Raw genomic sequence first — 26,531 nt, 5'->3', positions numbered from 1 at the left:
GTTTCGGTCGGGTCACAACTGTCTGCGAAATCACAGAAGGCGCCCAGGCCCTGTGGTTGAGTGAGGGATATGGAGCCCCTGGTCGTCCTGGATTCGGTGAACAAGCACTTCGGTGAACTCCACGTGCTGAAGGACATCTCCACCACCGTCGCCAAGGGCGAGGTGGTCGTCGTCATCGGGCCGAGCGGCTCCGGCAAGTCCACGCTCTGCCGTGCCATCAACCGCCTGGAGACGATCGACAGCGGCACGATCACGATCGATGGCAAGCGGCTGCCCGAGGAGGGCTCTGGCCTCGCGAAGCTCCGTGCCGACGTCGGCATGGTCTTCCAGGCGTTCAACCTCTTCGCCCATAAGACGGTCCTTGACAACGTCACCCTCGGGCCGATGAAGGTGCGCAAGCTCGGCAAGGCTGAGGCCCGGAAGCGCGCGATGGAGCTGCTCGACCGCGTGGGCGTGGCCAACCAGGCCCAGAAGATGCCTGCGCAGCTCTCCGGCGGTCAGCAGCAGCGCGTCGCGATCGCCCGGGCGCTCGCGATGGATCCGAAGGTGATGCTGCTCGACGAGCCCACCTCGGCCCTGGATCCCGAGATGATCAACGAGGTGCTCGACGTCATGGTCGGCCTCGCCAAGGACGGCATGACGATGGTCGTCGTCACCCACGAGATGGGCTTCGCGCGCAAAGCGGCCAACCGTGTGCTGTTCATGGACCAGGGGATGATCGTCGAGGAAGCGACTCCGGAGCAGTTCTTCACCGCACCGAAGAGCGACCGCGCGAAGGACTTCCTGTCGAAGATCCTCACGCACTAGGGCCACAAGCCCTCACGAGCTTCCCCGCTGACCTGCAGGGAGGAAACACAGCACAACCAGGAGGAACAATGCGAATGAGAAAGGGACTGGCCATCTCCGCGATCGCGGCGGCCAGCGTGCTGACCCTCAGCGCCTGCACCGATTCCGGCAGCAGCGCCCCGGAGCCCGAGGTCGAGGAGGAGGTGGAGTTCGAGGAGGGCACGACGATGGCCGAGCTGAACGAAGCCGGCACCATCACCATCGGCACCAAGTTCGACCAGCCGCTCTTCGGCCAGGTGAACCCGGATGGTGTCCCCGAGGGCTTCGACGTCGAGATCGGCAAGATCATCGCCGCCGAGCTCGGCATCGCGCCCGAGGACATCGAGTGGACCGAGACGGTGTCCGCCAACCGCGAGCCGTTCATCCAGAACGGGCAGGTCGACCTCGTGGTCGCCACCTACACGATCAACGACGAGCGCAAGGAGGTCATCTCCTTCGCCGGCCCGTACTACAACGCCGGGCAGGACATTCTCGTGCCGGCCGGCAACCCCGAGGGCATCGAGGGGCCGGAGTACTTCGAGGAGAACCCGGACGCGGTGGTCTGCACCGTGAGCGGGTCGACATCGGAGCAGAACATCGCCGAGTACACGGACAACATCATCCCCGCCGCGGGCTACTCCGACTGCCTGGAGCCGATCCGCAACGGTGACGCCGTCGCGCTGACCACCGACAACGTCATCCTCGCCGGCCTCGCCGCCGACAACGAAGGCGAGTTCGAGGTCGTCGGCAACCCGTTCACCGAGGAGCCCTACGGCATCGGCCTCGCGAAGGACGACACCGAATTCCGCTCGTGGATCAACGACGTGCTCGAGGAGTCCTTCGAGGACGGCCGCTGGGTGGACGCCTGGGAGGCGACCGCCGGGACCGTGCTCGAGACACCCGAGCCGCCGCAGGTCGACCGCTACGAGGAGTAACCCACCACGCCGGCCCGCCCTGCAGCACAGGGGCGGGCCGGCACCCATGTCCGCGACGGAGAGGAAGGTGCGATGGACGCGGTCATCCAGTTCCTGCCGAGGATTCTCGACGGGTTCCTGACCACCCTGAGCCTGCTCGGCATCGCCGGCGTCAGCGCGTTCGTGCTCGGCGTCGTCGTCGCCGCCATGCGGATCTCGCCGATCGCACCGCTTCGCGCATTCGCCACCGCCTACACCGAGCTCGTCCGCAACACCCCGCTCACCCTGGTGCTGTTCGGGTGCGCCTTCGTGCTGCCGTACCTCGGTCTCAGCCCCGGGTTCTATCCGCTGGCAGCGATCGGGCTGTCGCTGTACACCTCACCGTTCGTGGCGGAGGCGATCCGCTCGGGCGTCAACGGCGTCCCCGTCGGTCAGGCCGAGGCGGCGCGCAGCATCGGGCTCGGTTTCGGACAGACGCTGGGGTCGATCGTGCTGCCGCAGGCGGTGCGGATGGTCGTCCCGCCGCTCATCAACGTCTTCATCGCCCTCACGAAGAACACGTCCGTCGCCGGCGCGTTCTTCGTCGGCGAGCTGTTCGCCGCGGCCCGATTCGCGATCAACCAGCGCGGCGACGAGGTCATCGCGCTCCTCATCGCCGTTGCCATGCTGTACCTCATCGTCACGGTGCCGCTCGGCATTCTCGCGTCGGCGGTCGAGAAGCGAGTGGCGGTGCTTCGATGAGCGCCTCCGTCCTCTACGACGCCCCGGGTCCCAGGGCGCGTCGCCGCGCCCGGATCATCTCGGTGATCTCGCTCCTCGTGCTCGCCGCGGCGATCGGCTGGCTGATCTTCGCCCTCGCGGCGCCCCGCGAGACGGCCGCGGGCGGCACGAACGTCGGCCTGTTCCATCCGTCCCGGTGGGACATCTTCCTGGACCTCGCGGTCTGGCGGGCGCTCTGGCGTGGCGCGCTCGCGACGCTGCAGATGGCCGGAGCGGGCGCCGTGCTCGCCATGGTCATCGGAGTCGCCTTCGCATTCCTCCGCGGCAGGGAGAGCGCCTGGATCCGTGTGCCGACCGTCGTGGTGCTGGAGTTCTTCCGGGGCATGCCGGTGCTGCTGATGATGCTCTTCATCCTGCTGGTGCTGTCGACCGGGTCGTACTGGGCCGGCGTCTGGGCGCTCGGCGTGTACAACGGGGCGCTCATCGGCGAGATCCTGCGCGCCGGCATCCAGTCGCTGCCCCGTGGTCAGCGGGAAGCGGGCCTCGCGATCGGGCTGACCCCCGTCGCGACGTGGCTGCGGATCCAGTTCCCGCAGGCGTTCCGGCAGATGCTGCCGATCATCATCGCCCAGCTCGTGGTGCTGCTGAAGGACACCGCGCTCGCCTACATCGTCGGCTACCCCGAGCTGCTGCGGATCGGCGTCAACAACCTCGCGAACTTCTTCGGCAACCGCTACTTCTTCTCGCTCTTCTTCGTGGTTCTGATCATCTACCTCGTGCTCAACCTGCTGCTGTCGTGGATCGCGCGGCTCGTCGCGCGCAGGACGGGTCCGAAGTCGCTGAACGCCGTGCGGATCCCGGGGCGCGGCATCTTCGGCATGGCGGGCATGGGCGGCGGGACGGCGGGAGTCGGCACGGGCAGCCTCTGAGGGCCGCACTAAACTCGGTCCTTGTGTCCGAACCCACGCCGATTCGCGAGTCCGCGGTCGCGAGCGCCGTCGAGGCGGCCCTCGCCGCGATCGACGCGGCCTCATCGTCCGCAGAGCTGAAGGCCGCCCGCATCGCCCACTCCGGTGAGGCTTCCGAACTCGCGAAGCTCAACGCCCAGCTGCGGAATGTGCCCCCCGACCAGAAGGCCGCGCTCGGAAAGCTCGTCGGCTCCGCGCGAGGCCGCGTCAACGCCGCCGTCGCAGCCCGGGAGGCGGCGCTCGTCGAGGCCGAGGAGCGCGCCCTGCTGGAGGCCGAGACGGTCGACGTGACCGCGGTGCCGTCCCGCTGGACCCCCGGCGCCCGCCATCCGCTCAGCCTGCTGATGGAGCAGATGAGCGACATCTTCGTCGGCATGGGATGGGAGGTCGCGGAGGGGCCGGAGCTCGAGAACGAGTGGTTCAATTTCGACGCCCTGAACTTCGATGAGGACCACCCGGCACGGGCGATGCAGGACACCTTCTTCGTCGCCCCCGTGGAGAACCACCTGGTGCTGCGCACCCACACCTCCCCGGTGCAGATCCGCTCACTGCTCGAGCGTGACCTCCCGGTCTACGTCGTCGCCCCGGGCCGCACCTACCGGACGGACGAGCTCGACGCGACGCACACCCCGGTCTTCCACCAGCTCGAGGGCATCGCCATCGACAAGGGCCTCACCATGGCGCACCTGCGCGGCACGCTGGAGCACCTCGCGCGCGCGATGTTCGGCGCCCAGGCGCAGATCCGCCTGCGCCCCAACTACTTCCCGTTCACCGAGCCGAGCGCCGAGATGGACGTCTGGCAGCCGAACGCGAAGGGCGGTGCCCGCTGGGTCGAATGGGGAGGGTGCGGCATGGTCAACCCGAACGTGCTGCGCTCCGCCGGCATCGACCCGGAGGAGTATCAGGGCTTCGCGTTCGGCATGGGCATCGAGCGCACCCTGCAGTTCCGCAACGACATGAACGACATGCGCGACATGGTCGAGGGCGACCTGCGGTTCTCCCAGCAGTTCGGAATGGTGGTCTGAGTTGAGAATCCCAGTCAGCTGGCTCGGCGAGTACGTCGACCTGCCGGACGCGGTGACCGCCGAGCACCTGCACGCCGCTCTTGTGCGCGTCGGATTCGAGGAGGAGGCCGAGCACAGCTTCGGTGTTCTCGGCCCGGTCGTCGTCGGCCAGGTGCTCGACTTCGCCGACGAGCCGCAGTCGAACGGCAAGACCATCCGCTGGTGCCAGGTCGACGTCGGCCCTTCCGCTTCGACAGGCTCCGGACCAGCGACAGGCGGAAGACACGCGAGAGACATCCGAGGCATCGTCTGCGGCGCCTCGAACTTCGCCGTCGGCGACAAGGTGGTCGTGAGCCTGCCGGGCGCGGTGCTGCCGGGACCGTTCCCCATCTCGGCACGCAAGACCTACGGGCATATCTCGGACGGCATGATCGCCTCCGTCAAGGAGCTCGGCCTCGGTGAGGAGCACGACGGCATCCTCGTGTTGTCGACGATGGGGCTGGACCCCGAGCCGGGCGTCGACGCCCTGGAGGTGCTGGGCCTCGAGGACTTCGCCGTCGAGGTGAACGTCACCCCGGACCGCGGATACGCGTTCTCGGTGCGTGGCATCGCGCGGGAGTATTCGCATTCCACCGGCGCCGCGTTCCGGGATCCCGCGGTCGCGCAGCCGGTTGAGGAGAACCTGTCCGAGTGGCGGGCCGTGGCCGGCTCAGCGACCGAGTACCCGGTCACGGTCGACGACCAGGCACCCATCCGGGGCCGCGTCGGGTGCAGCGTCTTCGTCACCCGCGTGGTGCGGGGAATCGACCCCAATCGGCCGACACCGCCGTGGATGCGGTCGCGGCTGAAGCTCGCCGGCATCCGCTCCATCTCGCTGCCGGTCGACATCACGAACTACGTGATGTGGGAGCTCGGGCAGCCGATTCACGGGTACGACCTCGCCAAGCTCACCGGTGGCATCACCGTGCGACGCGCTGAGACGGGGGAGACCCTCGAGACGCTCGACGGCGTGACCCGCACGCTGTCACCGGAGGACCTGCTGATCACCGACGGGTCCGGCGCGATCGGTCTCGCGGGCGTGATGGGCGGTGCCACCGCCGAGATCTCCCCGTCGACCTCCGATGTCCTGATCGAGGCCGCGAACTTCGATCCGATGTCGATCGCCCGCACCGCCCGGCGGCACAAGCTGCCGAGCGAGGCGTCGAAGCGCTTCGAGCGCGGCGTCGACCCTGAGGTCGCGGAGGCCGCCGCCGCCCGGGTGGCGCAGCTGCTCGTGGACCTCGCGGGTGGCACCGCCGACCCGCTCGGCTCCGTGCGAAAGGACCTGCCGGCGCGTGCGCCGATCCAGCTCCGCGCGGACGCGGCCTCCCGGCTCACCGGCGTCCGGTATACGCCGCAGGAGACCGCGGAGATCCTCACCAGGATCGGCGCGGACGTGGCCGAGACCGACGACGGCTTCACCGTCACCCCGCCGAGCTGGCGGCCCGACCTCATCGACAGCGCCTCGCTCATCGAGGAGGTGGCGCGGATCGCGGGGTACGACCGCATCCCGTCGGAGCTGCCGACCGCGCCGCCCGGCCGTGGGCTCAGCCGGGCGCAGCGACTCCGCAGGCAGGTCGCCCAGGTGCTCGCTGCCAACGGCGCGACCGAGGTGCTGGCCTACCCGTTCCTGACCGAGAAGCAGCAGCAGGCGGTGAGCGGCGACGCGCCCTCCGTGCGGCTCGCGAATCCGCTGGACGCCGAGGCGCCCCTCATGCGCCGCTCGCTGCTGCCCGGACTGCTCGAGATCGCCCGACGCAACCTGTCCCGCGGACTCGTGGATGTGCGGGTGTTCGAGGTCGGCGCCGCCTTCCTCCCCGAGCGCGGCGAGTACGGATTCGAGGGGCGGCTGCCGGCCGGGGCAGCGCTTCCGGATGCGGACACGCTGGCCGCCCTGCACGATTCGATCCCACCGCAGAGCTGGCATGTCGGCGGCCTCTTCCTCGGCGACGCGGTGCCGAAGCAACCGGGTCAGCCCGGCGTCCCGGCGGGACTGTCGGACGCCCTCGATGCGGCACGCCAGGTAGGCGCGGCCGTCGGCGCGGACGTGCGCTTCGAGGCCGGGGGCAACCCGGCACTGCACCCCGGCCGCACCGCCTCCGTGCTGATCGGGAACACCGTCGTCGGTGTCGCCGGCGAGGTGCTGCCCGCTCTCGCGGCGGAGCTGAACCTTCCGCGCACCGTCGCCGTGTTCGAGCTCGATCTCGACGCGGTGATCACCGCGGCGCCGGCCGAGGTCACGCCGACGCCGATCTCGGGCTACCCGGCCGCGACGCAGGACCTCTCGCTCGTCGTGCCCGCCGAGGCGCCGGCCGGGGATGTGCTCCGCGCGATCGCCGCCGGCGCCGGGCCGCTGCTCGAGCGGATCACGCTGGTCGACGACTACCGTGGCGCCGGCATCGAGCCGGGCACGAAGTCGCTCACCTTCGCGCTGCGCTTCCGCGCGCCCGATCGCACGCTCACCGCGGCCGAGGCCACGGAGGCGAAGCTCTCGGGCCTCGCCGCGGCCGCCGACCGCTTCGGCGCCGCCCTCCGCGAGTAGCGTTCCGAGTGGTTGAGGAGGCCCGCCAGGGGCGCTCCTCAACCACCGGACGCTATCGCTTGCCGCCGCCGAGGAGTCCGCCGAGGGCGTCGCCCAGCCCACCCGGCAGTCCGCTCCCGGCGCCGCCGGACTTCGCGCCACCGCCGCCGAGCAGTCCGCCCAGCATCCCGCCCAGTCCGCCTCCGCCGCCCGCCTGCTTCGCGAGCCACGCCATGACGATCGGCGCGATCATCGGCAGCACCTTGGCGATCAGCCCCGAGTCGGCTTTCGGCTCGGCGTCCGCGAGGGTCTGCGTGACCTGGCTGCGGCGCTCACCGAACACGTTGCTGACGATCCGGTCGCCGTCGTCCGTGTCGATCTCGTCGACGCTTCGCCGGGAGACGGGCCGGTCGCGGTGCTTTCCGAGCGCCTTCTCCAGCGACTGGGCCCCGTTCGGGTCGTCCGCATTCGCCTTGATGCCGGACACCAGCCCGGGCACCGCCTTGTGCACCGCGGCGCGGGCGACGTCCTCCTCCACGCCGAGGCGCTTGGCGATGTCGCCGACCGGGATCTGATCGAACAGGTCGTCGAGAGCAGGCATTTGGATCCTTTCCGCGGGTCGTCGTGTGGTCCGGCCGCACACGGTATCGAGGCGTCCTGGGAGGGAGTAGGGTTTTCGGCATGGACAGCGTGCGGATCGCGGGCCTTCTCTCGGCCTCCTCCGTGCGACGCGTGCGCCGAATCCGGGCGACGTCGCACCGCTGACCCCAGCACGAGTGCGACGCCGCCGCCTTCAGGCCCCTGTCCATTCGATCAATAAGGTAGAGAAATGCCTTTCTCCGTTGCCGTCGCCGGTGCGAGCGGTTACGCGGGCGGTGAGCTCCTCCGGCTGCTCGCCGCACATCCCGAATTCGAGGTGCGCACAGTCACCGCGTTCTCGAACGCCGGCTCCGACCTCATCTCGGTGCAGCCGCACCTGCGTTCGCTCGCGCACCTGACCCTCGTCGAGACCAGCCCTGAGCACCTGCGCGGGCATGACGTCGTCTTCCTCGCCCTGCCGCACGGCAAGTCAGGTGAGATCACCGCACACCTCGGCGACGCCACGCTCGTCGTCGACTGCGGGGCAGACCACCGGCTGGTCAGCGAGGCGGACTGGGAGCGCTTCTACGGCGGCGAGTACTTCGGCGCGTGGACGTACGGCCTGCCCGAGCTGGTCCGCGAGGGGACGGGGCCGCAGCGCGAGGCGATCGCCGGCTCCAAGCGGATCGCCGTGCCCGGCTGCAACGTCACCGCCATCACCCTCGGACTCGCCCCGGCCGTCCGGGCCGGCGTCATCGAGACCGACGACCTGGTCGCCGTCCTCTCCGTCGGCACCTCCGGCGCAGGCAAGAGCCTGAAACCCCACCTGCTCGCAAGCGAGATCTCCGGCAGCGCTGCCCCATACGCCGTCGGCGGCGTCCACCGGCACACGCCGGAGATCAAACAGAACCTCACCGCCGCCGGGGGAGCGGACGTGCGGATCTCGTTCACCCCGGTGCTCGTGCCGATGTCCCGCGGCATCCTCGCGACCTCCACAGCCACGCTCGCCGAGGGCAAGACCCTCGCGGATGCCAGGAAGGCGTTCGAGGAGGCGTACGGCGCAGAGCCGTTCGTGCACCTGCTGCCGGAGGGGGAGTTCCCCCGCACCGCGGAGACGGTGGGCGCCAACACGGCGCTCGTCGGCATCGCGGTCGACGACGACGCCCGGCGCCTGGTGACCGTCACGGCGATCGACAACCTCGTGAAGGGCACAGCAGGCGCCGCGATCCAATCGGCCAACCTCGCGCTCGGCCTCCCGGAGACGCTGGGCCTGCCCCTCGAGGGGATCGCCCCGTGAGCGTCACCGTTCCGGCCGGGTTCGAGGCGGCCGGGGTCGAGTGCGGGCTGAAGCAGAGCGGCGGCCTCGACCTCGCCCTGGTCGTCAACCGGGGTCCGCAGCAGAGCGCCGCCGCCGTGTTCACCAGCAACCGGGCCAAGGCCAACCCCATCCTCTGGTCGCAGCAGGTGGTCGCGGACGGCACCGCTGCAGCGATCGTGCTGAACTCCGGAGGCGCGAACTGCTTCACCGGCCCCCAGGGGTTCCAGACCACCCACGCCACCGCCGAGGCGGTCGCTGAGGCCCTCCAGGTCTCCGCCGGTGACGTCCTGGTCTGCTCGACCGGACTCATCGGCGAGCAGCTCGACCGCGACAAGGTCCTCGCCGGGGTGACCGCCGCCGCCGGAGCGCTCGCCGACGGTGGGGGAGCCGACGCTGCGCGGGCGATCATGACCACCGACAGCGTGCCGAAGACGACCGTCGTCGAGGGTGACGGCTGGAGCATCGGCGGGATGGCGAAGGGAGCCGGCATGCTGGCGCCCGGCCTCGCGACCATGCTCGTGGTCCTCACCACCGACGCGGACGTCGAGACGCAAGACCTCGACCGGGCGCTTCGCCGTGCAGCTCGGGTGACGTTCGACCGGCTCGACTCGGACGGCTGCATGTCGACCAACGACCAGGTGACCGTGCTGGCATCCGGCGCGTCCGGCATCCGCCCCGCCTTCGACGAGTTCACCGAGGCGCTGACCCGCGCCTGTGACGACCTCGCGGCGCAGCTGCAGGCGGATGCCGAGGGGGCGAGCCACGACATCGTCATCGAGGTGCGGGCCGCCCACACCGAGCACGACGCCGTCGAGGTGGGCCGGTCGGTGGCCAGGAACAATCTGTTCAAGGCCGCGGTGTTCGGCAACGACCCCAACTGGGGCCGTGTGCTCGCCGCGATCGGCACAACGCACGCCGTGTTCGACCCATACCGGGTCGACGTCTGGATGAACGGCGTCCGGGTGTGCTCCGAGGGGCAACCCGACCAGCCACGCGACCTCGTCGACCTGACACCCCGCCGGATGGATGTGCTCATCGACCTGAAGTCCGGCACCGCGTCGGCCAGCATCCGCACCAACGACCTCACCCACGACTACGTTCACGAGAACAGCGCCTACAGCTCATGACCGACGACACAACCGGATTCGACCCCACCGCCGCAGCGAAGGCGTCGACGCTCATCGAGAGCCTCCCGTGGCTGAAGCGGTACTCCGGGCAGACGATCGTGGTGAAGTTCGGCGGCAACGCCATGGTCGATGACGGGCTGAAGCGCGCGTTCGCCGAGGACATGGTCTATCTGCGGTATGCGGGCATCCGGCCGGTCGTGGTGCACGGGGGAGGTCCGCAGATCTCCGCGATGCTCGAGCGGCTCGGCATCCCGAGCCGCTTCGTCGGCGGCTACCGCGTCACGACCCCGGAGGCGATGGACGTCGTGCGCATGGTGCTCACCGGGCAGGTGAGCAGGGAGCTGGTCAGCCTGATCAACGAGCACGGTCCGCTCGCCTCCGCAGTCTCGGGAGAGGACGCCGGGCTGTTCCGCGGCCGGCGCCGCGGCGCCATGGTGGATGGGGAGACGATCGACATCGGACAGGTCGGCGACGTCGTCGATGTCGACCCCGCGGCGGTGCTCGCGCTCGTCGACGCGGGGCGCATCCCGGTCGTCTCCTCGATCGCTCCGGACCTCGACGAACCCGGGCAGTCCCTCAACGTCAACGCCGATTCTGCGGCGGCGGCGCTCGCCGTCGCGCTGGGCGCCGCGAAGCTCGTCATCCTCACCGACGTGGCCGGCCTCTACCGGAACTGGCCTGACCGCGATTCCCTGGTCTCGGCGATCGACACCGATGAGCTGCGGGAACTGCTGCCGTCGCTCGAGTCCGGCATGATCCCGAAGATGTCTGCGTGCCTGGAGGCGGTGGAGGGCGGCGTGCCGAAGGCCGCGATCATCGACGGCCGGGAGCCGCACTCGATCCTGCTCGAGATCTTCACGCAGAGCGGTATCGGCACGGAGGTGACGACACCGTGACCGACACCGACGACCTGGTCCAGCGGCACTCCGCCGCCCTGATGCGCTCCGTCCCCACCCCTCTCGCGATCCTCGACCGCGGCGAGGGCGCCTCGGTATGGGACGCGGAGGGCAAGCGGTACCTCGACTTCCTCGCCGGCATCGCGGTGAACTCGCTCGGCCACGCACATCCGGTGGTGGTCGAGACCCTCGCCACGCAGGCGGCGCAGGTGGTGCATATCTCGAACTACTTCGCCAGCCGCGCGCAGATCGGCGCTGCCGAACGCCTGCTCCGACTCACCGGCGCCGGTGAGGACGGCCGGGTGTTCTTCTGCAACTCCGGCGCTGAGGCGATCGAGGCGGCGTTCAAGCTGACTCGGCTCACCGGACGCAAGCGCGTGCTCACCCTGCAGTCCAGCTTCCACGGCCGCACGATGGGCTCCCTCTCGCTGACCGGCAAGCCCGCGCTTCGGGAGGCGTTCGAGCCGCTCATCCCCGGGGTGGAGCACATCGACTCCTCGATCGCCGCCCTCGAGGCGGCGATGGGACCGGATGTCGCGGCGCTGCTGCTGGAGCCGATCAAGGGCGAGGCGGGCGTCGTCGAGCTCCCGGACGGCTATCTCCGCCGGGCGCGGGAGCTGACCCACCAGCACGGGGCGCTGCTGGTGCTCGACGAGATCCAGACCGGCGCAGGCCGCACGGGCGACTGGTTCGCGTATCAGCATGAGGGCATCGTCCCGGACGCGGTGACGCTGGCGAAGGGCATCGGTGCGGGCGTGCCGGTCGGAGCGCTGGTCACCTTCGGCGCCACGAGCGACCTGCTCGGGCCGGGCCAGCACGGCAGCACCTTCGGCGGCAACCCGCTCGCCACCGCGGCGGTCGACGCGGTGCTCGCCGAGATCGAGCGCGCCGGGCTGGTGCAGAACGCCAAGGCCAGGGGGGAGCAGCTGCGCGACGGCATCCTGGGCCTCGGCTCGCCACTCATCGGCGCCGTCCGCGGCCGAGGGCTGCTGCTCGGCGTGGCGCTGACCGAGCCGGTCGCCGCGAAGGTGTCCGCTGCAGCGCTCGAGCTCGGGCTGATCGTGAACGCCGCGAACGACAGCACCATCCGTCTCGCGCCGCCGCTCATCATCGGCGACGCCGAGGTCGCACTGTTCCTGGATCTCTTCCCCCGAGCGCTGGAGGCAGCCGCATGACCCGACACTTCCTGCGCGATGACGACCTCAGCCCCGACGAGCAGCGCGAGATCCTCGACCTCGCCGAGGAACTGAAGGCCGACCGGTTCTCCCGCAAACCGCTGGCCGGGCCGCAGACGGTCGCGGTGATCTTCGACAAGTCCTCGACCCGCACCCGAGTCAGCTTCGCCGTCGGCATCGCGGACCTCGGAGGCAACCCGCTGATCATCTCCACCGCCAACAGCCAGCTCGGCGGCAAGGAGACCCCATCAGACACCGCCCGCGTGCTGGAGCGCATGGTGTCCGCCATCGTCTGGCGGACCTACGGCCAGGCGGGACTGGAGGAGATGGCGGCCGGCACCACGGTGCCGGTGGTGAACGCGCTGAGCGACGACTTCCACCCCTGTCAGCTGCTCGCCGACCTGCTCACCATCCGGGAGCACAAGGGCGCCCTCGCCGGGCTCACCGTCGCGTTCCTCGGCGACGGGGCGAGCAACATGGCGCAGTCCTACCTGCTTGCCGGTGCGACCGCGGGGATGAACGTGCGCGTCGGCAGCCCGGAGGACTTCGCGCCGGCACCGGCCGTGATCGGCGACGCCGAGGCGATCGCCGCCCGGACCGGCGGCTCCGTCGCGGTGTTCCGCGAGCCGTCCGCTGCCGTCGCGGGCGCTGATGTCGTGGTCACCGACACCTGGGTGTCGATGGGCAAGGAGGAGGAGAAGGCGACCCGCGTCGCCGTCTTCGGGGATTACCGGGTGACGGCCGACACCATGGCGGCCGCCGCGGCGGACGCCGTGTTCCTGCACTGCCTCCCCGCCGACCGCGGCTACGAGGTCGACGCCGCGGTCATCGACGGCCCGCAGAGCGTGATCTGGGACGAGGCGGAGAACCGTCTGCACGCGCAGAAGGCGCTGCTGGTCTGGCTCCTGGAGCGAGCCGGCACCCCCACCCCTCCGCAATAGTTCCCGTTCCGGCTCGATGTGCCCGCCGCGGCGCCACCATCGAGCCGAAACGGGAACAATCACCGCAGGAACATCACAAGGAGACCCAAGCAGATGGCAGATCCCGGAACCGGATCGTCGGGCGCGCTCTGGGGCGGCCGGTTCACCGACGGCCCATCGCCGGAGCTCGCGGCGCTCAGCCGGTCGACCCACTTCGACTGGGCGCTCGCGCCATACGACATCGCCGGCTCGAAGGCGCACGCCAAGGCGCTCGCCGCGGCCGGGTACCTCTCCGGCGATGAGCTGGAACGGATGCTGGCCGGCCTCGACGTGCTGCTCGACGGCGTGGAGGCGGGCACCATCCGGCCGCTGGAGAGCGACGAGGACGTGCACTTCGCACTCGAGCGGGAGCTGATCGCGGTCGTCGGTCCCGAGCTCGGCGGACGTCTGCGCGCCGGCCGCAGCCGGAACGACCAGATCGCCACGCTCATCCGGCTCTACCTCCTCGACCGGGCCGCCGCGATAGAGCACCACGTGGTGCAGCTGCTCGACGCGATCGCCTCGCAGGTCGACGCGCACGGCACCGCGGCGATGCCGGGACGGACGCACCTGCAGCACGCCCAGCCGGTGCTGCTCGGGCATCACCTGCTCGCGCACGCGTGGCCGCTGGTGCGCGACCTCGAACGGCTGCACGACTGGCGCCGCCGCGCTTCGGCCTCGCCGTATGGAGCGGGCGCACTCGCCGGCGGGACACTCGGACTGGACCCAGAGCTGGTCGCCCGCGAGCTCGGTCTCGGGGCGCCGACGGAGAATTCGATCGACGCCACTGCCAGCCGCGACGTCGTCGCCGAGTTCGCCTACATCGCCGCGCAGATCGGCGTGGATCTGTCGCGGTTCGCGGAGGACATCATCCTCTGGGCGACCCGGGAGTTCGGATTCGTGCGGCTGCACGACGGATACTCCACCGGCTCGTCGATCATGCCGCAGAAGAAGAACCCCGACATCGCGGAGCTCGCCCGCGGCAAGGCGGGGCGGTTGATCGGCAACGTCACCGGGCTGCTCGCGACTCTGAAGGGCCTGCCGCTCGCCTACAACCGGGACCTGCAGGAGGACAAGGAGCCGGTCTTCGACTCCATCACCACCCTGGAGGTGCTGCTGCCCGCCTTCACCGGCATGGTCGCCACCCTCACGTTCGACACGGAGCGGATGGCGGAGCTGGCCCCGCAGGGCTTCTCCCTCGCCACCGACGTCGCCGACTGGCTGGTGCGGCAGCGGGTGCCGTTCCGCGAGGCGCACGAGATCAGCGGCGCGCTGGTCCGGTTCTGCGAGGAGCACGGGCTGGAGCTCCACGAGCCGACCGACGAGCAGTACGCCGCCATCTCCCCGCACCTGACCGGGCACGTCCGTTCGGTCCTGACCGTCGAGGGCTCGATCGCGAGCCGATCGGGCGTCGGCGGAACCGCGCCGGAGCGGGTGCGCGAGCAGCTCGCCCAGCTCACGGAGCGGGTGCGGCACCTGCAGAGCCCCCGCTGAGCGTGTTCGACCGCTCGCTGCTGGAGCAGTCCGCCACCGAGGTCGCACCGCGGCTGCTCGGCTCGGTGGTCCGTCACGGTGAGGTCGCGGTGCGACTCACCGAGTTGGAGGCGTACCTCGGGCATCTCGATCCCGGGTCGCACGCGTTCCGTGGGCAGACGCCTCGGAACGCGGTGATGTTCGGCCGCGCCGGGCACCTCTACACCTACTTCACCTATGGCATGCATGTCTGCGCCAACATCGTCTGCGGTCAGGTGGGGACGGCGACGGCGGTGCTGCTGCGCGCCGGCGAGGTGGTCGAGGGCGTCGAGCTGGCGAGGCTGCGGCGCACCACCAGCCGCAAGGACACCGACCTGGCGCAGGGTCCTGCCCGGCTGGCGGTGGCGCTTGGCATCACACTCGAGCACGGCGGCTCGGATCTCGCGGCCGGGCCGGTGCGGCTGGAACTCGCCGACACGCCGTCCGTGTTCGAGACGGGGCCGCGCACCGGCGTCGCGGGGCCTGGCGGCGGTTCCGAGTACCCGTGGCGGTACTGGATCCCCGGCGACCCGACGGTGTCGCCCTACAAGGCCCACACGCCGAAACGCCGGGTATCGGCCGTGGCCGCAACTCCGGGCGCTTGACCCCGGAAGCCGCTCCCGGAATGCTCGAACCATGGCCAAGGTAGAGCACTTCGAGATCCCCGCAGACGACATCGCACGCGCTCAGGCGTTCTATTCGGAGGTGCTCGGCTTCACCTACGAGCCGTGGACCGAGGAGATGGGGATGCTGCGGGCACCCGGCGGTGCGGGGATCAACGGCGACCTGCACCAGCGCGGGGCCACCCCGCATCCGACGGTCGTGTTCACGGTCGACCGGCTGGAGGACACCATCGAGGCGGCCCGGGCGCGCGGCGGCGAGCTGATCGGCTCCATCGAGCCGATGGGCGAGAACGCCCGGTGGGCGTACATCCGCGACAGCGAGGGCAATCTGATCGGCATCTACGACGAGCAGCCCGCCGGCTGAGTCAGGCCGCGTCCGGGCCGGTGGGTCAGGTGTCGCTGCTCGAATCGGTGCGCGCAGTTCCGTCGCTTCCGGACGCCGCGAGAGCCCGCACCGTGTCAATCGTGTCGGCTTCCGCGGCGCTCTTGTCGGACCGGTAGCGGAGCACCCGGGCGAACCGCAGCGCGAGGCCGCCAGGGTACCGGGTCGAGCGCTGCAGCCCGTCGAACGCGATCTCGACGACCTGCTCCGGGCGCACCCGCACCGTCCACCCGTCGTCCTCCAGCGCGAGCTCGGTGAAGCGCGCGGTCTGCCACGCCAGCATCTCGTCGGTCATTCCCTTGAAGGTCTTGCCGAGCATCACGAAGCCGCCGGCCGGATCGCGTGCGCCGAGGTGGATGTTCGACAGTAGGCCGGTGCGACGGCCGGAGCCTCGCTCGACGGCGAGGACGACCAGGTCGAGCGTATGCCGCGGCTTCACCTTCACCCACGCCGATCCACGGCGTCCCGCGTCATAGGCCGACGCGGTGTCCTTGACGATCACCCCCTCCTGGCCGGCGGCGACCCACGCCGCGAATGCCTTCTCGGCCGCCGCGGCGTCCGCAGTGACCACCCGTTCCACCACGTGCCCCGAAGCGACCCGATCCAGCACCGCGAGGCGCTCGATGAGGGGGACGGAGAAGAGGTCACGGCCGTCGACATGGAGCACGTCGAAGAAGAACGGGGTCAGCGCCGTCGCCGCTGCCAGTTCCGCGTCACTCGTCGCACTGCGCGCCGCGGTCTCCTGAAAGAGGCGGGGCCGCCCATCCGGATCCAGGGCTACGGCCTCGCCGTCGAGCACCACGACGTCGACCGGGAGACCCCGCACCACGGCGACGAGCTCGGGAACACGATCGGTGATGTCGTCGAGGCTGCGGGTGTAGACGCGCACGTCCTCGCCATCGCGGTGCACCTGGACGCGGATGCCGTCGAGCTTCGCGTCGACGACCACCTCCCTGCCGCCGATCCCGCTGAACGCCGCCGCGACGTCCGGAGCGGACGACGCGAGCATCGGCCGCACGGGCCGCCCGACCGTGAGGCCGATGCTCGCGAGCGCCTCGAGCGCCGCCTCAGGCGAACCGGCGAGGAGTGCGGTCTCGGCGACCGGCTCCGTTCCGCCGGCGAGCATCGCCGCTCGCCGGACCGCATCCGCCGGCACGCCCGCCGCCTCGGCCACCGCCTCGAGGAGCAGGGCGTCGAGGGCGCCCTGTCGAAGGTCCCCGGTCACGAGGCCGCGCAGCAGGCGTTGCTCGTCCGCGGTCGCTGCCGCGAACAGGTCACGAGCGAGCGCTGATCGGGCAGTGCTCGAACCGGAGCCTGCGAGGCTCGCCATCCGCTCGAAGGCGGCGTCGACGGCAAGAACCTCCAGTGACGGCTCGGCCGCAGGACCGGGCAGCGAGCTCAGGGAGCGCCAGCCGAGGCCGGTCCGACGCTGGCGGAGCTCGCCGCCGAGGTACCGGGCAACCACCGGAATCTCGTCCGGACCCGTCCGCCGGAGGAGGTCGACGAGGAGCGAGCGCTTCGCGAGGCGGGAGCGTGTGGCGGCGACCGCCATCGAGGTGGCGGCGACGTCGGCGAGCAGCACACTGCAATTCTGCTGGTCGGCGCCCGATGGCGCACGCTCCGCCGGTGGACCGCCCAGCGCCGCGGCTCAGCCGTCCGAGCCGGTCACCACCAGATCATGACGGCCGCGACGCAGGCGCCGGCCCAGAGCAGGCTGGCGAGTGAGCCGATCAGGAACCGCTCGCGGGCGAGCGCATTCTCCAACTCGGAGAAGCGGCCGAGACCCTTGATGGCCACCAGCACCGCCACGCCGCCGGGCTGTCCGGCCAGGATGCACCCGATCACCGCCGCCCGCTCGAGGTAGCCGATCGTCGCGCCGCCGCGCAGGATCTCCCGACGGGGTGGGGGAGTGTCTCCCTTCCCGTCGACCAGGATCCCGCCGTGGGTGCCCGGGACCGCGTTGGCGCTGGCGGCCCGCAGGATCAGGATCACGACCGGGCTGCCGCCGGCCACGCCGATCACGCCGAGGCCGAGACCCGCGAGAACCCCGAGCGCGTGGAAGGGCGGCTCGGGCACCAGCCCGAACAGACCGAGGAGAAGGACGAGCGCGACCACCCCGGCGGCGGGCACGATGAGCCACTGCCTGCGGGGCCACGTCGATGCGACGGCCGCCGCGGCGCCGCCGCCGATGGCGAGCACCGCGAAGCTCCAGATCGCGTATTCCAGAAGTGCATCGACGTTCACGGCGTCCCCTCTTGCCGCTCGGTGCCCAGATGGTGCTGGGAGTCCAGCGTGTCGAGAAGCCTACCAAGCGCCCCCGTCGCCGCCTGCTCCGCGCGGAGCTCAGCGGCCCGCGCCCGCTTGCTCGCCGCCTGTGGAGTGATGCCGAGTTCCGCTGCGGCCTGCGCCTGTGTGGCACCGGTCGCCAGGAGGTCGTGCAGCTCCCAGCCCTCGGTGCTGCGCCGGCCACGCAGCACCAGGAGCAGATCGACCAGCGCCTCCGCGTCGCGCGCCGGCTCGGAGGCCGGCTCGGTCTCGAGCGCGAATCTGGTCGGCCGCTTCTTCGCGCGGTCCACCGCGGTCCGGGCGGCGACGAAGGCGTCGCCCGACGATTCGCGAATGCTCGCGCCGAGCGGCTGCTTCGCCCGCCCGATGCCGCAGCCGATGCTCCACACACCCTCACGGCTCATGAGCAGCACGGCGGTCAGCGCCCCCGTGCCGGATGACACCAGCAGCTGCAGCTCGTCGCCCGCCGTTCGGTCGGCGGGAAGGACGAGGAAGTCGGCCAGGTCGTTGTTGAGTCGCTGCACCATGGCGCCGACGAGGTCGGCGTTGTCCCGGCTGCCGACCTGGTCCGCCGTCACTACGATCACGTCGCCTCGCTAGCCTCGGAAGTTGACTCTCCGGTGATAAACCCTACAGGGCTGATGTGGTGAAGATCAACCCTGAGGGGAGGACGAGAGCCCAGGCCACGGGTGCCGCACTGCTACCGTAGTTGCGTGACGACCGTCCTCGCCTCCCAACGCAACGACGACACCTTCGAGTCCGTCTGGGACGAGATCGTGTGGCGCGGACTCGTTCATGTCTCAACCGACACGGACGAGCTGAAGCGGCTGCTGGCGGGGGAGCCGGTCACCTACTACTGCGGCTTCGACCCCACCGCTCCGAGCCTGCACCTGGGGCACTTGGTGCAGTTGCTGCTCATGCGGCGACTCCAGCTCGCCGGACATCGACCGCTCGGGCTCGTTGGCGGATCCACGGGATTGATCGGTGACCCACGGCCGACCAGCGAGCGCGCTCTGCACACCAAAGAGGTCGTCGCCGAATGGGTGGGCCGACTCCGCGAGCAGGTATCCCGGTACCTCTCTGCGGACGGGATCAACGGCCTCCGCATGGTGAACAATCTGGACTGGACGGCACCGCTCAGCGCGATCGACTTCCTCCGCGACATCGGCAAGCACTACCGGGTCGGCACGATGCTGAAGAAGGACGCGGTAAGCGCGCGGCTCAACTCTGATGCCGGAATCAGCTACACGGAGTTCAGCTACCAGCTCCTGCAGGGCATGGACTTCCTTGAGCTCTACCGCAACTACGACTGCCTGCTTCAAACCGGCGGGAGCGACCAGTGGGGCAATCTCACGAGCGGCATCGACCTGATTCACCGTGTTGAGGGCGCCACTGTTCATGCGGTCGGCACTCCGCTCATCACCAACTCCGACGGGACGAAGTTCGGGAAGAGCGAGGGCAACGCGGTGTGGCTCGATCCTGCGATGACAACGCCCTACGCCTTCTACCAGTTCTGGCTGAACACGGCGGATGCGGACGTCGTGGAGCGGCTCAAGGTCTTCACATTCCTCAGTCGCGCCGAGATCGAGGAACTCGCGGAGTCGGTGCGCACGGAGCCGTTCAAGCGGCGGGCGCAGCGGCGGCTGGCCGACGAGGTCACCTCGCTCGTCCACGGACCGGAGGCGGCGCGGGCCGTGGAGTCGGCATCCGTCGCGCTCTTCGGTCAGGGCGACCTGTCGGCACTCGACGAGGCGACCCTCGCCGCGGCGCTGTCCGAGCTGCCCTCGGCCACCGCATCCGCCGGCGCCCCGATCGTGCAGCTCCTCGTCGACACAGGGCTCACCTCGAGCCTGAGCGAGTCGCGCCGTGCCATCGCGCAGGGCGGTGTGTACGTGAACAACGCGAAGGTCGACACCGACGCCGCCGTGCTCGAGCAGCTGCTGCACGGCAGGCACGCGGTGCTGCGCCGCGGCAAGCGCACGCTCGCCGCCGTCCGCGTCGCCGGCTAACCCTGCACGCCGACCCTCGCCCGCGGGCACGTCCGATGATCGTGTTCGTTCGAATGATCGCGCGCTATTCCGCTCATCCGACAGAAGCGCGATCATCCCGCAGCACGGCTTCGCGGCGTGCTCCGCCGCCGACGGCGGACGCGCGAACCGCGGAAATCCGGGCGACACGCCCGGGTTGCGGGCGAGATTTGCGGGAGTGCCGGGAGCCACGTAAATTACTTACTTGTCACCCCAAAGGTGCGGGAAAGCGGAAGAGCTTCCCGGCCTCAAGCGGGACCAAATCCTTCCAAGCCAAGCGGAACAAAATCTCTTGTAGATGGCGTGCCCCAAGCTTAGGATGGAGACCCCATCCAGGGATCTCCGAACGCCTCTGAGCCTCGCTCAGGCGGTCGGAACCGGTTTGAACATCGGCCCTGAAGATGGTAGGTTAGGACAGTTGCCCTGAAGCCCCCCAGAAATGGAAAAGCTACAGGCGCGCCCGATCCTTGAGAACTCAACAGCGTGCACAATGTCAAATGCCAAAAACCTCGTTGGCTGACCTCGGTCAGTCATTGAGATTCCTTTGGATTAGACGGATTGTCAGTAAGACGATCCTTTAGTCAGACAAACTCGCAGCGGCCCAGACCTCGGTCCAGTCGCTGCAACTAGATGTGCCGGCGGCCCTCGGGTCACCGTGCAATCAAACATTTACGGAGAGTTTGATCCTGGCTCAGGACGAACGCTGGCGGCGTGCTTAACACATGCAAGTCGAACGGTGAAGGAGGAGCTTGCTCCTCCGGATCAGTGGCGAACGGGTGAGTAACACGTGAGCAATCTGCCCCTGACTCTGGGATAACCTCGGGAAACCGAAGCTAATACCGGATACGAAGCGCGAAGGCATCTTCAGCGCTTGGAAAGAATTTCGGTCAGGGATGAGCTCGCGGCCTATCAGTTAGTTGGTGAGGTAACGGCTCACCAAGACGACGACGGGTAGCCGGCCTGAGAGGGTGACCGGCCACACTGGGACTGAGACACGGCCCAGACTCCTACGGGAGGCAGCAGTGGGGAATATTGCACAATGGGCGCAAGCCTGATGCAGCAACGCCGCGTGAGGGATGACGGCCTTCGGGTTGTAAACCTCTTTTAGCAGGGAAGAAGCGAAAGTGACGGTACCTGCAGAAAAAGCACCGGCTAACTACGTGCCAGCAGCCGCGGTAATACGTAGGGTGCAAGCGTTGTCCGGAATTATTGGGCGTAAAGAGCTCGTAGGCGGTTTGTCGCGTCTGCTGTGAAAACGCGAGGCTCAACCTCGCGCCTGCAGTGGGTACGGGCAAACTAGAGTGCGGTAGGGGAGATTGGAATTCCTGGTGTAGCGGTGGAATGCGCAGATATCAGGAGGAACACCGATGGCGAAGGCAGATCTCTGGGCCGTAACTGACGCTGAGGAGCGAAAGCGTGGGGAGCGAACAGGATTAGATACCCTGGTAGTCCACGCCGTAAACGTTGGGAACTAGATGTGGGGACCATTCCACGGTCTCCGTGTCGCAGCTAACGCATTAAGTTCCCCGCCTGGGGAGTACGGCCGCAAGGCTAAAACTCAAAGGAATTGACGGGGGCCCGCACAAGCGGCGGAGCATGCGGATTAATTCGATGCAACGCGAAGAACCTTACCAAGGCTTGACATATACCGGAAACGGCTGGAAACAGTCGCCCCGCAAGGTCGGTATACAGGTGGTGCATGGTTGTCGTCAGCTCGTGTCGTGAGATGTTGGGTTAAGTCCCGCAACGAGCGCAACCCTCGTTCTATGTTGCCAGCACGTAATGGTGGGAACTCATAGGAGACTGCCGGGGTCAACTCGGAGGAAGGTGGGGATGACGTCAAATCATCATGCCCCTTATGTCTTGGGCTTCACGCATGCTACAATGGCCGGTACAAAGGGCTGCAATACCGCAAGGTGGAGCGAATCCCAAAAAGCCGGTCTCAGTTCGGATTGAGGTCTGCAACTCGACCTCATGAAGTCGGAGTCGCTAGTAATCGCAGATCAGCAACGCTGCGGTGAATACGTTCCCGGGCCTTGTACACACCGCCCGTCAAGTCATGAAAGTCGGTAACACCCGAAGCCGGTGGCCCAACCTTTTGGAGGGAGCCGTCGAAGGTGGGATCGGTGATTAGGACTAAGTCGTAACAAGGTAGCCGTACCGGAAGGTGCGGCTGGATCACCTCCTTTCTAAGGAGCACGCGCAGCTCGCCTCTGTATACAGGGCGATCAAGCTGCCAGCCACTACAAGGACGAACGTTCTTGGTGGCGCTCATGGGTGGAACATTGACATTGGTCTCGAGCGAAGCGCTCGGGTCTCAGTACGCTCTCCTCGCGGGAGCTGGAACGGATCCGGTCGACGAGCTCGAGACATGCACGCTGTTGGGTCCTGAGGGACCGGGCCGGCGACGGTGAGCGGAAACGCTGCCGAGCCGAACGGATCCTCTGGACCTCGTTCAGTTGACCTCAGTGTCAGCTGTCGGGGTACCGCCCGTATTTTGAGAACTACACAGTGGACGCGAGCATCTTAGATCTGAGATGCAAGAACCCCTCGGGGTGACGGCATCGATGATTTACAAGATTTACAGCACCTCTTCGGAGGTGCATAGATCATTGGTCAATTTCTGGCCGGCGTCATGGGAGCTGCTTCGGCAGCGCTCGGACCCGGTCTAGCGATCGATTCAAACTCATGTAGTCAAGTTTCTAAGAGCAGACGGTGGATGCCTTGGCATCTGGAGCCGAAGAAGGACGTAGTAATCTGCGATAAGCCTCGGGGAGCTGATAAACGAGCTTTGATCCGAGGATTTCCGAATGGGGAAACCCCGCTGGGCGCTTCGTGCGACCCAGTGACTCCCGCCTGAATATATAGGGCGGGTAGAGGGAACGTGGGGAAGTGAAACATCTCAGTACCCACAGGAAGAGAAAGCAACCGCGATTCCGTTAGTAGTGGCGAGCGAAACCGGAACAGGCCAAACCGTTCATGTGTGATAGCCGGCAGGCGTTGCATGGACGGGGTTGTGGGACTCTTACGTACTTCTGCCGAAGTACACGTTGACATGCGCGATATAGACGAATGGCATTGAAAGGCCAATCACAGAGGGTGCCAATCCCGTAGTCGAAATGTCGCGCAGCGGCGAAGAGGATCCCAAGTAGCACGGGGCCCGAGAAATCCCGTGTGAATCCGCCAGGACCACCTGGTAAGCCTAAATACTCCCAGATGACCGATAGCGGACAAGTACCGTGAGGGAAAGGTGAAAAGTACCCCGGGAGGGGAGTGAAATAGTACCTGAAACCGTCTGCTTACAAACCGTTGGAGCCTCCTTAGTAGGGGTGACAGCGTGCCTTTTGAAGAATGAGCCTGCGAGTTAGCGATATGTGGCGAGGTTAACCCGAGAGGGGTAGCCGTAGCGAAAGCGAGTCTGAATAGGGCGATTCAGTCGCATGTCCTAGACCCGAAGCGAAGTGATCTATCCATGGCCAGGCTGAAGCGACGGTAAGACGTCGTGGAGGGCCGAACCCACTTGGGTTGAAAACCGAGGGGATGAGCTGTGGATAGGGGTGAAAGGCCAATCAAACTTCGTGATAGCTGGTTCTCTCCGAAATGCATTTAGGTGCAGCGTTGCGTGTTTCTTGCCGGAGGTAGAGCTACTGGATGGCCGATGGGCCCCAAAAGGTTACTGACGTCAGCCAAACTCCGAATGCCGGTAAGTGAGAGCGCAGCAGTGAGACGGTGGGGGATAAGCTTCATCGTCGAGAGGGAAACAACCCAGACTACCGACTAAGGCCCCTAAGCGTGTGCTAAGTGGGAAAGGATGTGGAGTTGCACAGACAACCAGGAGGTTGGCTTAGAAGCAGCCACCCTTGAAAGAGTGCGTAATAGCTCACTGGTCAAGTGATTCCGCGCCGACAATGTAGCGGGGCTCAAGCACACCGCCGAAGTCGTAGATTTCATGTATTAGCTCGGCACCTTTGGTGTCCAGGCACATGGAGTGGTAGGAGAGCGTCGTGTGGCGAGTGAAGCGGCGGAGTGATCCAGCCGTGGACGCCACACGAGTGAGAATGCAGGCATGAGTAGCGAAAGACGGGTGAGAAACCCGTCCTCCGAAAGACCAAGGGTTCCAGGGCCAGGCTAATCCGCCCTGGGTAAGTCGGGACCTAAGGCGAGGCCGACAGGCGTAGTCGATGGACAACGGGTTGATATTCCCGTACCGGCGAAGAACCGCCCAAGCCAATCCAGTAATGCTAAGAATCTGAAACCGGCGCTACCAATCCCTTCGGGGTGCGGGGTGCCGGCGTAGCGTTCGACCCAATTTGGTGCGGCTAGCGTATTAACAGGTGTGACGCAGGAAGGTAGCTGAGCCGGGCGATGGTTGTCCCGGTGTAAGGACGTAGGGCGAGAGATAGGCAAATCCGTCTCTCACATAGCCTGAGATCCGATGCGTACCCCTCACGGGGGAAATCAGTGATCCTATGCTGCCGAGAAAAGCATCGACGCGAGGTTCTAGCTGCCCGTACCCCAAACCGACTCAGGTGGTCAGGTAGAGAATACCAAGGAGATCGAGAGAATCGTGGTTAAGGAACTCGGCAAAATGCCCCCGTAACTTCGGGAGAAGGGGGGCCTGAGGCGTGAACGGACTTGCTCCGGAAGCGCTGTACGGCCGCAGAGACCAGTGGGAAGCGACTGTTTACTAAAAACACAGGTCCGTGCCAAGTCGCAAGACGATGTATACGGACTGACGCCTGCCCGGTGCTGGAAGGTTAAGAGGAAGGGTTAGCCTCACGGCGAAGCTCAGAATTTAAGCCCCAGTAAACGGCGGTGGTAACTATAACCATCCTAAGGTAGCGAAATTCCTTGTCGGGTAAGTTCCGACCTGCACGAATGGCGTAACGACTTCCCAGCTGTCTCAACCGCGAACTCGGCGAAATTGCACTACGAGTAAAGATGCTCGTTACGCGCAGCAGGACGGAAAGACCCCGTGACCTTTACTACAGCTTGGTATTGGTGTTCGGTGTGGCTTGTGTAGGATAGGTGGGAGACTGTGAAGCCGGCACGCCAGTGTCGGTGGAGTCATTGTTGAAATACCACTCTGGTCACTCTGGATATCTAACTTCGAACCGTAATCCGGTTCAGGGACAGTGCCTGGTGGGTAGTTTAACTGGGGCGGTTGCCTCCCAAAAAGTAACGGAGGCGCCCAAAGGTTCCCTCAACCTGGTTGGCAATCAGGTGTCGAGTGTAAGTGCACAAGGGAGCTTGACTGTGAGACTGACAAGTCGAGCAGGGACGAAAGTCGGGACTAGTGATCCGGCAGTGGCTTGTGGAAGCGCTGTCGCTCAACGGATAAAAGGTACCTCGGGGATAACAGGCTGATCTTGCCCAAGAGTCCATATCGACGGCATGGTTTGGCACCTCGATGTCGGCTCGTCGCATCCTGGGGCTGGAGTAGGTCCCAAGGGTTGGGCTGTTCGCCCATTAAAGCGGTACGCGAGCTGGGTTTAGAACGTCGTGAGACAGTTCGGTCCCTATCCGCTGCGCGCGTAGGAAATTTGAGAAGATCTATCCCTAGTACGAGAGGACCGGGATGGACGAACCTCTGGTGTGTCAGTTGTTCCGCCAGGAGCACCGCTGATTAGCTACGTTCGGAACGGATAACCGCTGAAAGCATCTAAGCGGGAAGCCGGCTTCAAGATGAGATTTCCATCCCTTCGGGGGAGAGGCTCGCAGCCAGACGACTGCGTTGATAGGCCGGATGTGGAAGTGGGGACTAAAGACCCATGGAGCTGACCGGTACTAATAAGCCGATAACTTGACAACACACATTCGTTTGAATTGCTGCAGTTGCTCGCGTCCACTTTGTGGTTCTTGATCTACGGTCGGGAACCGCGTCTCATCGTTCGATCCCTGAGCTTGTCGAAGGGTCCGAACCTTGACCGCAGACGATTGATAAATCAATAGTGTTTCGGCGGCCATAGCGAAGGGGAAACGCCCGGTCACATTCCGAACCCGGAAGCTAAGACCTTCTGCGCCGATGGTACTGCGAGGGGGACCTCGTGGGAGAGTAGGACACCGCCGGACTTCTTTGTGAATTGGCCACCCATTGTTGGGTGGCCTTTTCGCATTTAACCGTCTTTCCACGACGCTGGTCGGGGAGCGCGAAGCGCGTACTTGTGCCGAGTGGCGCGGAGCGCGTATCGAAGCATCGAGACAACAGAGAGCCCAAGGAGTCGCATTGGCCGACAACCCAGAGCCGGGAGCTCGTCCCGGTCGCACGCCCGGCGGGCGCAAGCCCCAGTCGCGGGACTCCTCGAGCGCGGGACCAGCGAAGGGCAAGCCGCCGACGGGTGGGAAGCCGCCGTTCCGCGGCGGCGACGCGCGCTCCGGCAAGGCGCAGCCCGGCGCAGACCGGCCATGGCGCAAGAAGCCGGAGGACGGCGCGGATGACCGGCCATGGCGCAAGAAGAGCGACGGGGGTGCGCGGGAGCACGGACAGCCGGCGCGGCCCTGGCAGAAGCGCGACGACGGCGACCGGCGTCCGCCTCGTGCGGACGGTGACCGCCGGCCTCCTCGTGCGGACGGTGACCGCCGGCCTCCTCGTGCGGACGGTGACCGCCGGCCTCCTCGTGCGGACGGTGACCGCCGGCCTCCTCGTGCGGACGGTG

19 protein-coding genes and 3 rRNA genes are annotated in these 26,531 nt (G+C 67.3%); 18 read left to right on the top strand and 4 right to left on the bottom strand.

The window, feature by feature from the left end; genetic code table 11:
- The first annotated feature begins 69 nt into the window (after positions 1 to 69).
- The 6 genes from ACFFGH_RS30105 to pheT all read left to right on the top strand — a co-directional run bounded on the left by ACFFGH_RS30105 (position 70) and on the right by pheT (position 7,012).
- Positions 70 to 807 (top strand): amino acid ABC transporter ATP-binding protein, encoded by a 738-nt coding sequence (locus ACFFGH_RS30105; RefSeq protein ID WP_386675815.1) that lies wholly within the window; start codon positions 70 to 72, stop codon positions 805 to 807.
- Between the two features lie 74 nt (positions 808 to 881).
- Positions 882 to 1,760 (top strand): glutamate ABC transporter substrate-binding protein, encoded by an 879-nt coding sequence (locus tag ACFFGH_RS30100; protein WP_386675813.1) that lies wholly within the window; start codon positions 882 to 884, stop codon positions 1,758 to 1,760.
- 72 nt (positions 1,761 to 1,832) lie between these two features.
- Complete coding sequence (locus ACFFGH_RS30095; RefSeq protein WP_386675811.1) at positions 1,833 to 2,480, top strand: amino acid ABC transporter permease; 648 nt, start codon at positions 1,833 to 1,835, stop codon at positions 2,478 to 2,480.
- Positions 2,477 to 3,388 carry an amino acid ABC transporter permease gene (locus ACFFGH_RS30090; RefSeq protein WP_386675809.1) on the top strand — a complete coding sequence of 304 codons (912 nt, stop codon included), beginning with the start codon at positions 2,477 to 2,479 and terminating at the stop codon, positions 3,386 to 3,388. The genes ACFFGH_RS30095 and ACFFGH_RS30090 overlap by 4 nt, the downstream gene beginning before the upstream one ends.
- 23 nt (positions 3,389 to 3,411) lie before the next feature.
- Positions 3,412 to 4,452, top strand: coding sequence for a phenylalanine--tRNA ligase subunit alpha (gene pheS, locus ACFFGH_RS30085; RefSeq protein WP_386675807.1), 1,041 nt, complete (start codon positions 3,412 to 3,414; stop codon positions 4,450 to 4,452).
- A gap of 1 nt (position 4,453) precedes the next feature.
- On the top strand, positions 4,454 to 7,012 hold the full coding sequence (gene pheT, locus ACFFGH_RS30080) for a phenylalanine--tRNA ligase subunit beta (RefSeq protein WP_386675806.1): 2,559 nt from the start codon (positions 4,454 to 4,456) through the stop codon (positions 7,010 to 7,012).
- Positions 7,013 to 7,064: 52 nt separating this feature from the next.
- Here the strand turns inward: pheT and ACFFGH_RS30075 are convergent, their stop codons facing one another.
- Complete coding sequence (locus tag ACFFGH_RS30075) at positions 7,065 to 7,592, bottom strand: DUF937 domain-containing protein (RefSeq protein WP_386675804.1); 528 nt, start codon at positions 7,590 to 7,592, stop codon at positions 7,065 to 7,067.
- Between the two features lie 228 nt (positions 7,593 to 7,820).
- Between ACFFGH_RS30075 and argC the strand changes: the two genes are divergently transcribed.
- The 8 genes from argC (at position 7,821) to ACFFGH_RS30035 (ending at position 15,544) form a co-directional block, all read left to right on the top strand.
- Positions 7,821 to 8,867, top strand: coding sequence for an N-acetyl-gamma-glutamyl-phosphate reductase (gene argC / locus ACFFGH_RS30070; protein WP_386675802.1), 1,047 nt, complete (start codon positions 7,821 to 7,823; stop codon positions 8,865 to 8,867).
- Positions 8,864 to 10,015, top strand: a complete 1,152-nt coding sequence (gene argJ / locus ACFFGH_RS30065) for a bifunctional glutamate N-acetyltransferase/amino-acid acetyltransferase ArgJ (protein ID WP_386675800.1) — start codon at positions 8,864 to 8,866, stop codon at positions 10,013 to 10,015. Before argC ends, argJ begins: the two co-directional genes overlap by 4 nt.
- Positions 10,012 to 10,911, top strand: a complete 900-nt coding sequence (argB, locus tag ACFFGH_RS30060; RefSeq protein WP_386675798.1) for an acetylglutamate kinase — start codon at positions 10,012 to 10,014, stop codon at positions 10,909 to 10,911. The genes argJ and argB overlap by 4 nt, the downstream gene beginning before the upstream one ends.
- On the top strand, positions 10,908 to 12,086 hold the full coding sequence (locus tag ACFFGH_RS30055) for an acetylornithine transaminase (RefSeq protein ID WP_386675796.1): 1,179 nt from the start codon (positions 10,908 to 10,910) through the stop codon (positions 12,084 to 12,086). The genes argB and ACFFGH_RS30055 overlap by 4 nt, the downstream gene beginning before the upstream one ends.
- Positions 12,083 to 13,027 carry an ornithine carbamoyltransferase gene (gene argF / locus ACFFGH_RS30050; RefSeq protein ID WP_386675794.1) on the top strand — a complete coding sequence of 315 codons (945 nt, stop codon included), beginning with the start codon at positions 12,083 to 12,085 and terminating at the stop codon, positions 13,025 to 13,027. The genes ACFFGH_RS30055 and argF overlap by 4 nt, the downstream gene beginning before the upstream one ends.
- Positions 13,028 to 13,120: 93 nt before the next feature.
- On the top strand, positions 13,121 to 14,539 hold the full coding sequence (argH, locus tag ACFFGH_RS30045) for an argininosuccinate lyase (RefSeq protein WP_386675792.1): 1,419 nt from the start codon (positions 13,121 to 13,123) through the stop codon (positions 14,537 to 14,539).
- 2 nt (positions 14,540 to 14,541) lie between these two features.
- Entirely contained in the window at positions 14,542 to 15,162 is a 621-nt protein-coding gene (locus tag ACFFGH_RS30040; RefSeq protein ID WP_386675790.1) for a DNA-3-methyladenine glycosylase, read from the top strand.
- A 31-nt stretch (positions 15,163 to 15,193) separates the two neighbouring features.
- Positions 15,194 to 15,544: a VOC family protein gene (locus ACFFGH_RS30035; RefSeq protein ID WP_386675788.1), complete on the top strand. Its 351-nt coding sequence runs from the start codon at positions 15,194 to 15,196 to the stop codon at positions 15,542 to 15,544.
- 25 nt (positions 15,545 to 15,569) lie between these two features.
- Here the strand turns inward: ACFFGH_RS30035 and ACFFGH_RS30030 are convergent, their stop codons facing one another.
- The 3 genes from ACFFGH_RS30030 to ACFFGH_RS30020 all read right to left on the bottom strand — a co-directional run bounded on the left by ACFFGH_RS30030 (position 15,570) and on the right by ACFFGH_RS30020 (position 18,435).
- Positions 15,570 to 17,144 (bottom strand): ATP-dependent DNA ligase, encoded by a 1,575-nt coding sequence (locus tag ACFFGH_RS30030; protein ID WP_386675786.1) that lies wholly within the window; start codon positions 17,142 to 17,144, stop codon positions 15,570 to 15,572.
- Between the two features lie 83 nt (positions 17,145 to 17,227).
- Positions 17,228 to 17,806, bottom strand: a complete 579-nt coding sequence (locus tag ACFFGH_RS30025) for a hypothetical protein (protein WP_386675784.1) — start codon at positions 17,804 to 17,806, stop codon at positions 17,228 to 17,230.
- A complete protein-coding gene (locus ACFFGH_RS30020; protein ID WP_386675782.1) occupies positions 17,803 to 18,435 on the bottom strand; it encodes a hypothetical protein in 633 nt (210 codons plus the stop codon). Before ACFFGH_RS30020 ends, ACFFGH_RS30025 begins: the two co-directional genes overlap by 4 nt.
- Before the next feature lie 126 nt (positions 18,436 to 18,561).
- Between ACFFGH_RS30020 and tyrS the strand changes: the two genes are divergently transcribed.
- From tyrS to rrf, 4 genes are all read left to right on the top strand, one after another.
- The gene (gene tyrS / locus ACFFGH_RS30015) at positions 18,562 to 19,857 is read left to right on the top strand and encodes a tyrosine--tRNA ligase (protein ID WP_386675780.1); all 1,296 of its coding nucleotides are present in this window, start codon (positions 18,562 to 18,564) and stop codon (positions 19,855 to 19,857) included.
- A 686-nt stretch (positions 19,858 to 20,543) separates the two neighbouring features.
- A 16S ribosomal RNA gene (locus ACFFGH_RS30010) occupies positions 20,544 to 22,064 on the top strand.
- Between the two features lie 503 nt (positions 22,065 to 22,567).
- Positions 22,568 to 25,686: ribosomal RNA gene (locus tag ACFFGH_RS30005) — 23S ribosomal RNA — on the top strand.
- Between the two features lie 144 nt (positions 25,687 to 25,830).
- Positions 25,831 to 25,947 (top strand): 5S ribosomal RNA (gene rrf / locus ACFFGH_RS30000).
- The 16S, 23S and 5S rRNA genes sit together here, the layout of an rRNA operon.
- The last annotated feature ends 584 nt before the right edge of the window (positions 25,948 to 26,531 follow it).

The organism is Lysobacter korlensis (genome assembly GCF_042434515.1).
The sequence above is the reverse complement of the archived record's forward strand: the minus strand, read 5'-3'. Positions and strand labels throughout refer to the sequence as shown.

Bases quoted from the DNA above. Each gene is read 5' to 3' on its own strand.
- ACFFGH_RS30105 (WP_386675815.1), top strand. From the start codon at position 70: ATGGAGCCCCTGGTCGTCCTGGATTCGGTGAACAAGCACTTCGGTGAA.
- ACFFGH_RS30100 (WP_386675813.1), top strand. From the start codon at position 882: ATGAGAAAGGGACTGGCCATCTCCGCGATCGCGGCGGCCAGCGTGCTG.
- ACFFGH_RS30095 (WP_386675811.1), top strand. From the start codon at position 1,833: ATGGACGCGGTCATCCAGTTCCTGCCGAGGATTCTCGACGGGTTCCTG.
- ACFFGH_RS30090 (WP_386675809.1), top strand. From the start codon at position 2,477: ATGAGCGCCTCCGTCCTCTACGACGCCCCGGGTCCCAGGGCGCGTCGC.
- ACFFGH_RS30075 (WP_386675804.1), bottom strand. From the start codon at position 7,592: ATGCCTGCTCTCGACGACCTGTTCGATCAGATCCCGGTCGGCGACATC.
- argC (WP_386675802.1), top strand. From the start codon at position 7,821: ATGCCTTTCTCCGTTGCCGTCGCCGGTGCGAGCGGTTACGCGGGCGGT.
- argB (WP_386675798.1), top strand. From the start codon at position 10,012: ATGACCGACGACACAACCGGATTCGACCCCACCGCCGCAGCGAAGGCG.
- argF (WP_386675794.1), top strand. From the start codon at position 12,083: ATGACCCGACACTTCCTGCGCGATGACGACCTCAGCCCCGACGAGCAG.
- argH (WP_386675792.1), top strand. From the start codon at position 13,121: ATGGCAGATCCCGGAACCGGATCGTCGGGCGCGCTCTGGGGCGGCCGG.
- ACFFGH_RS30035 (WP_386675788.1), top strand. From the start codon at position 15,194: ATGGCCAAGGTAGAGCACTTCGAGATCCCCGCAGACGACATCGCACGC.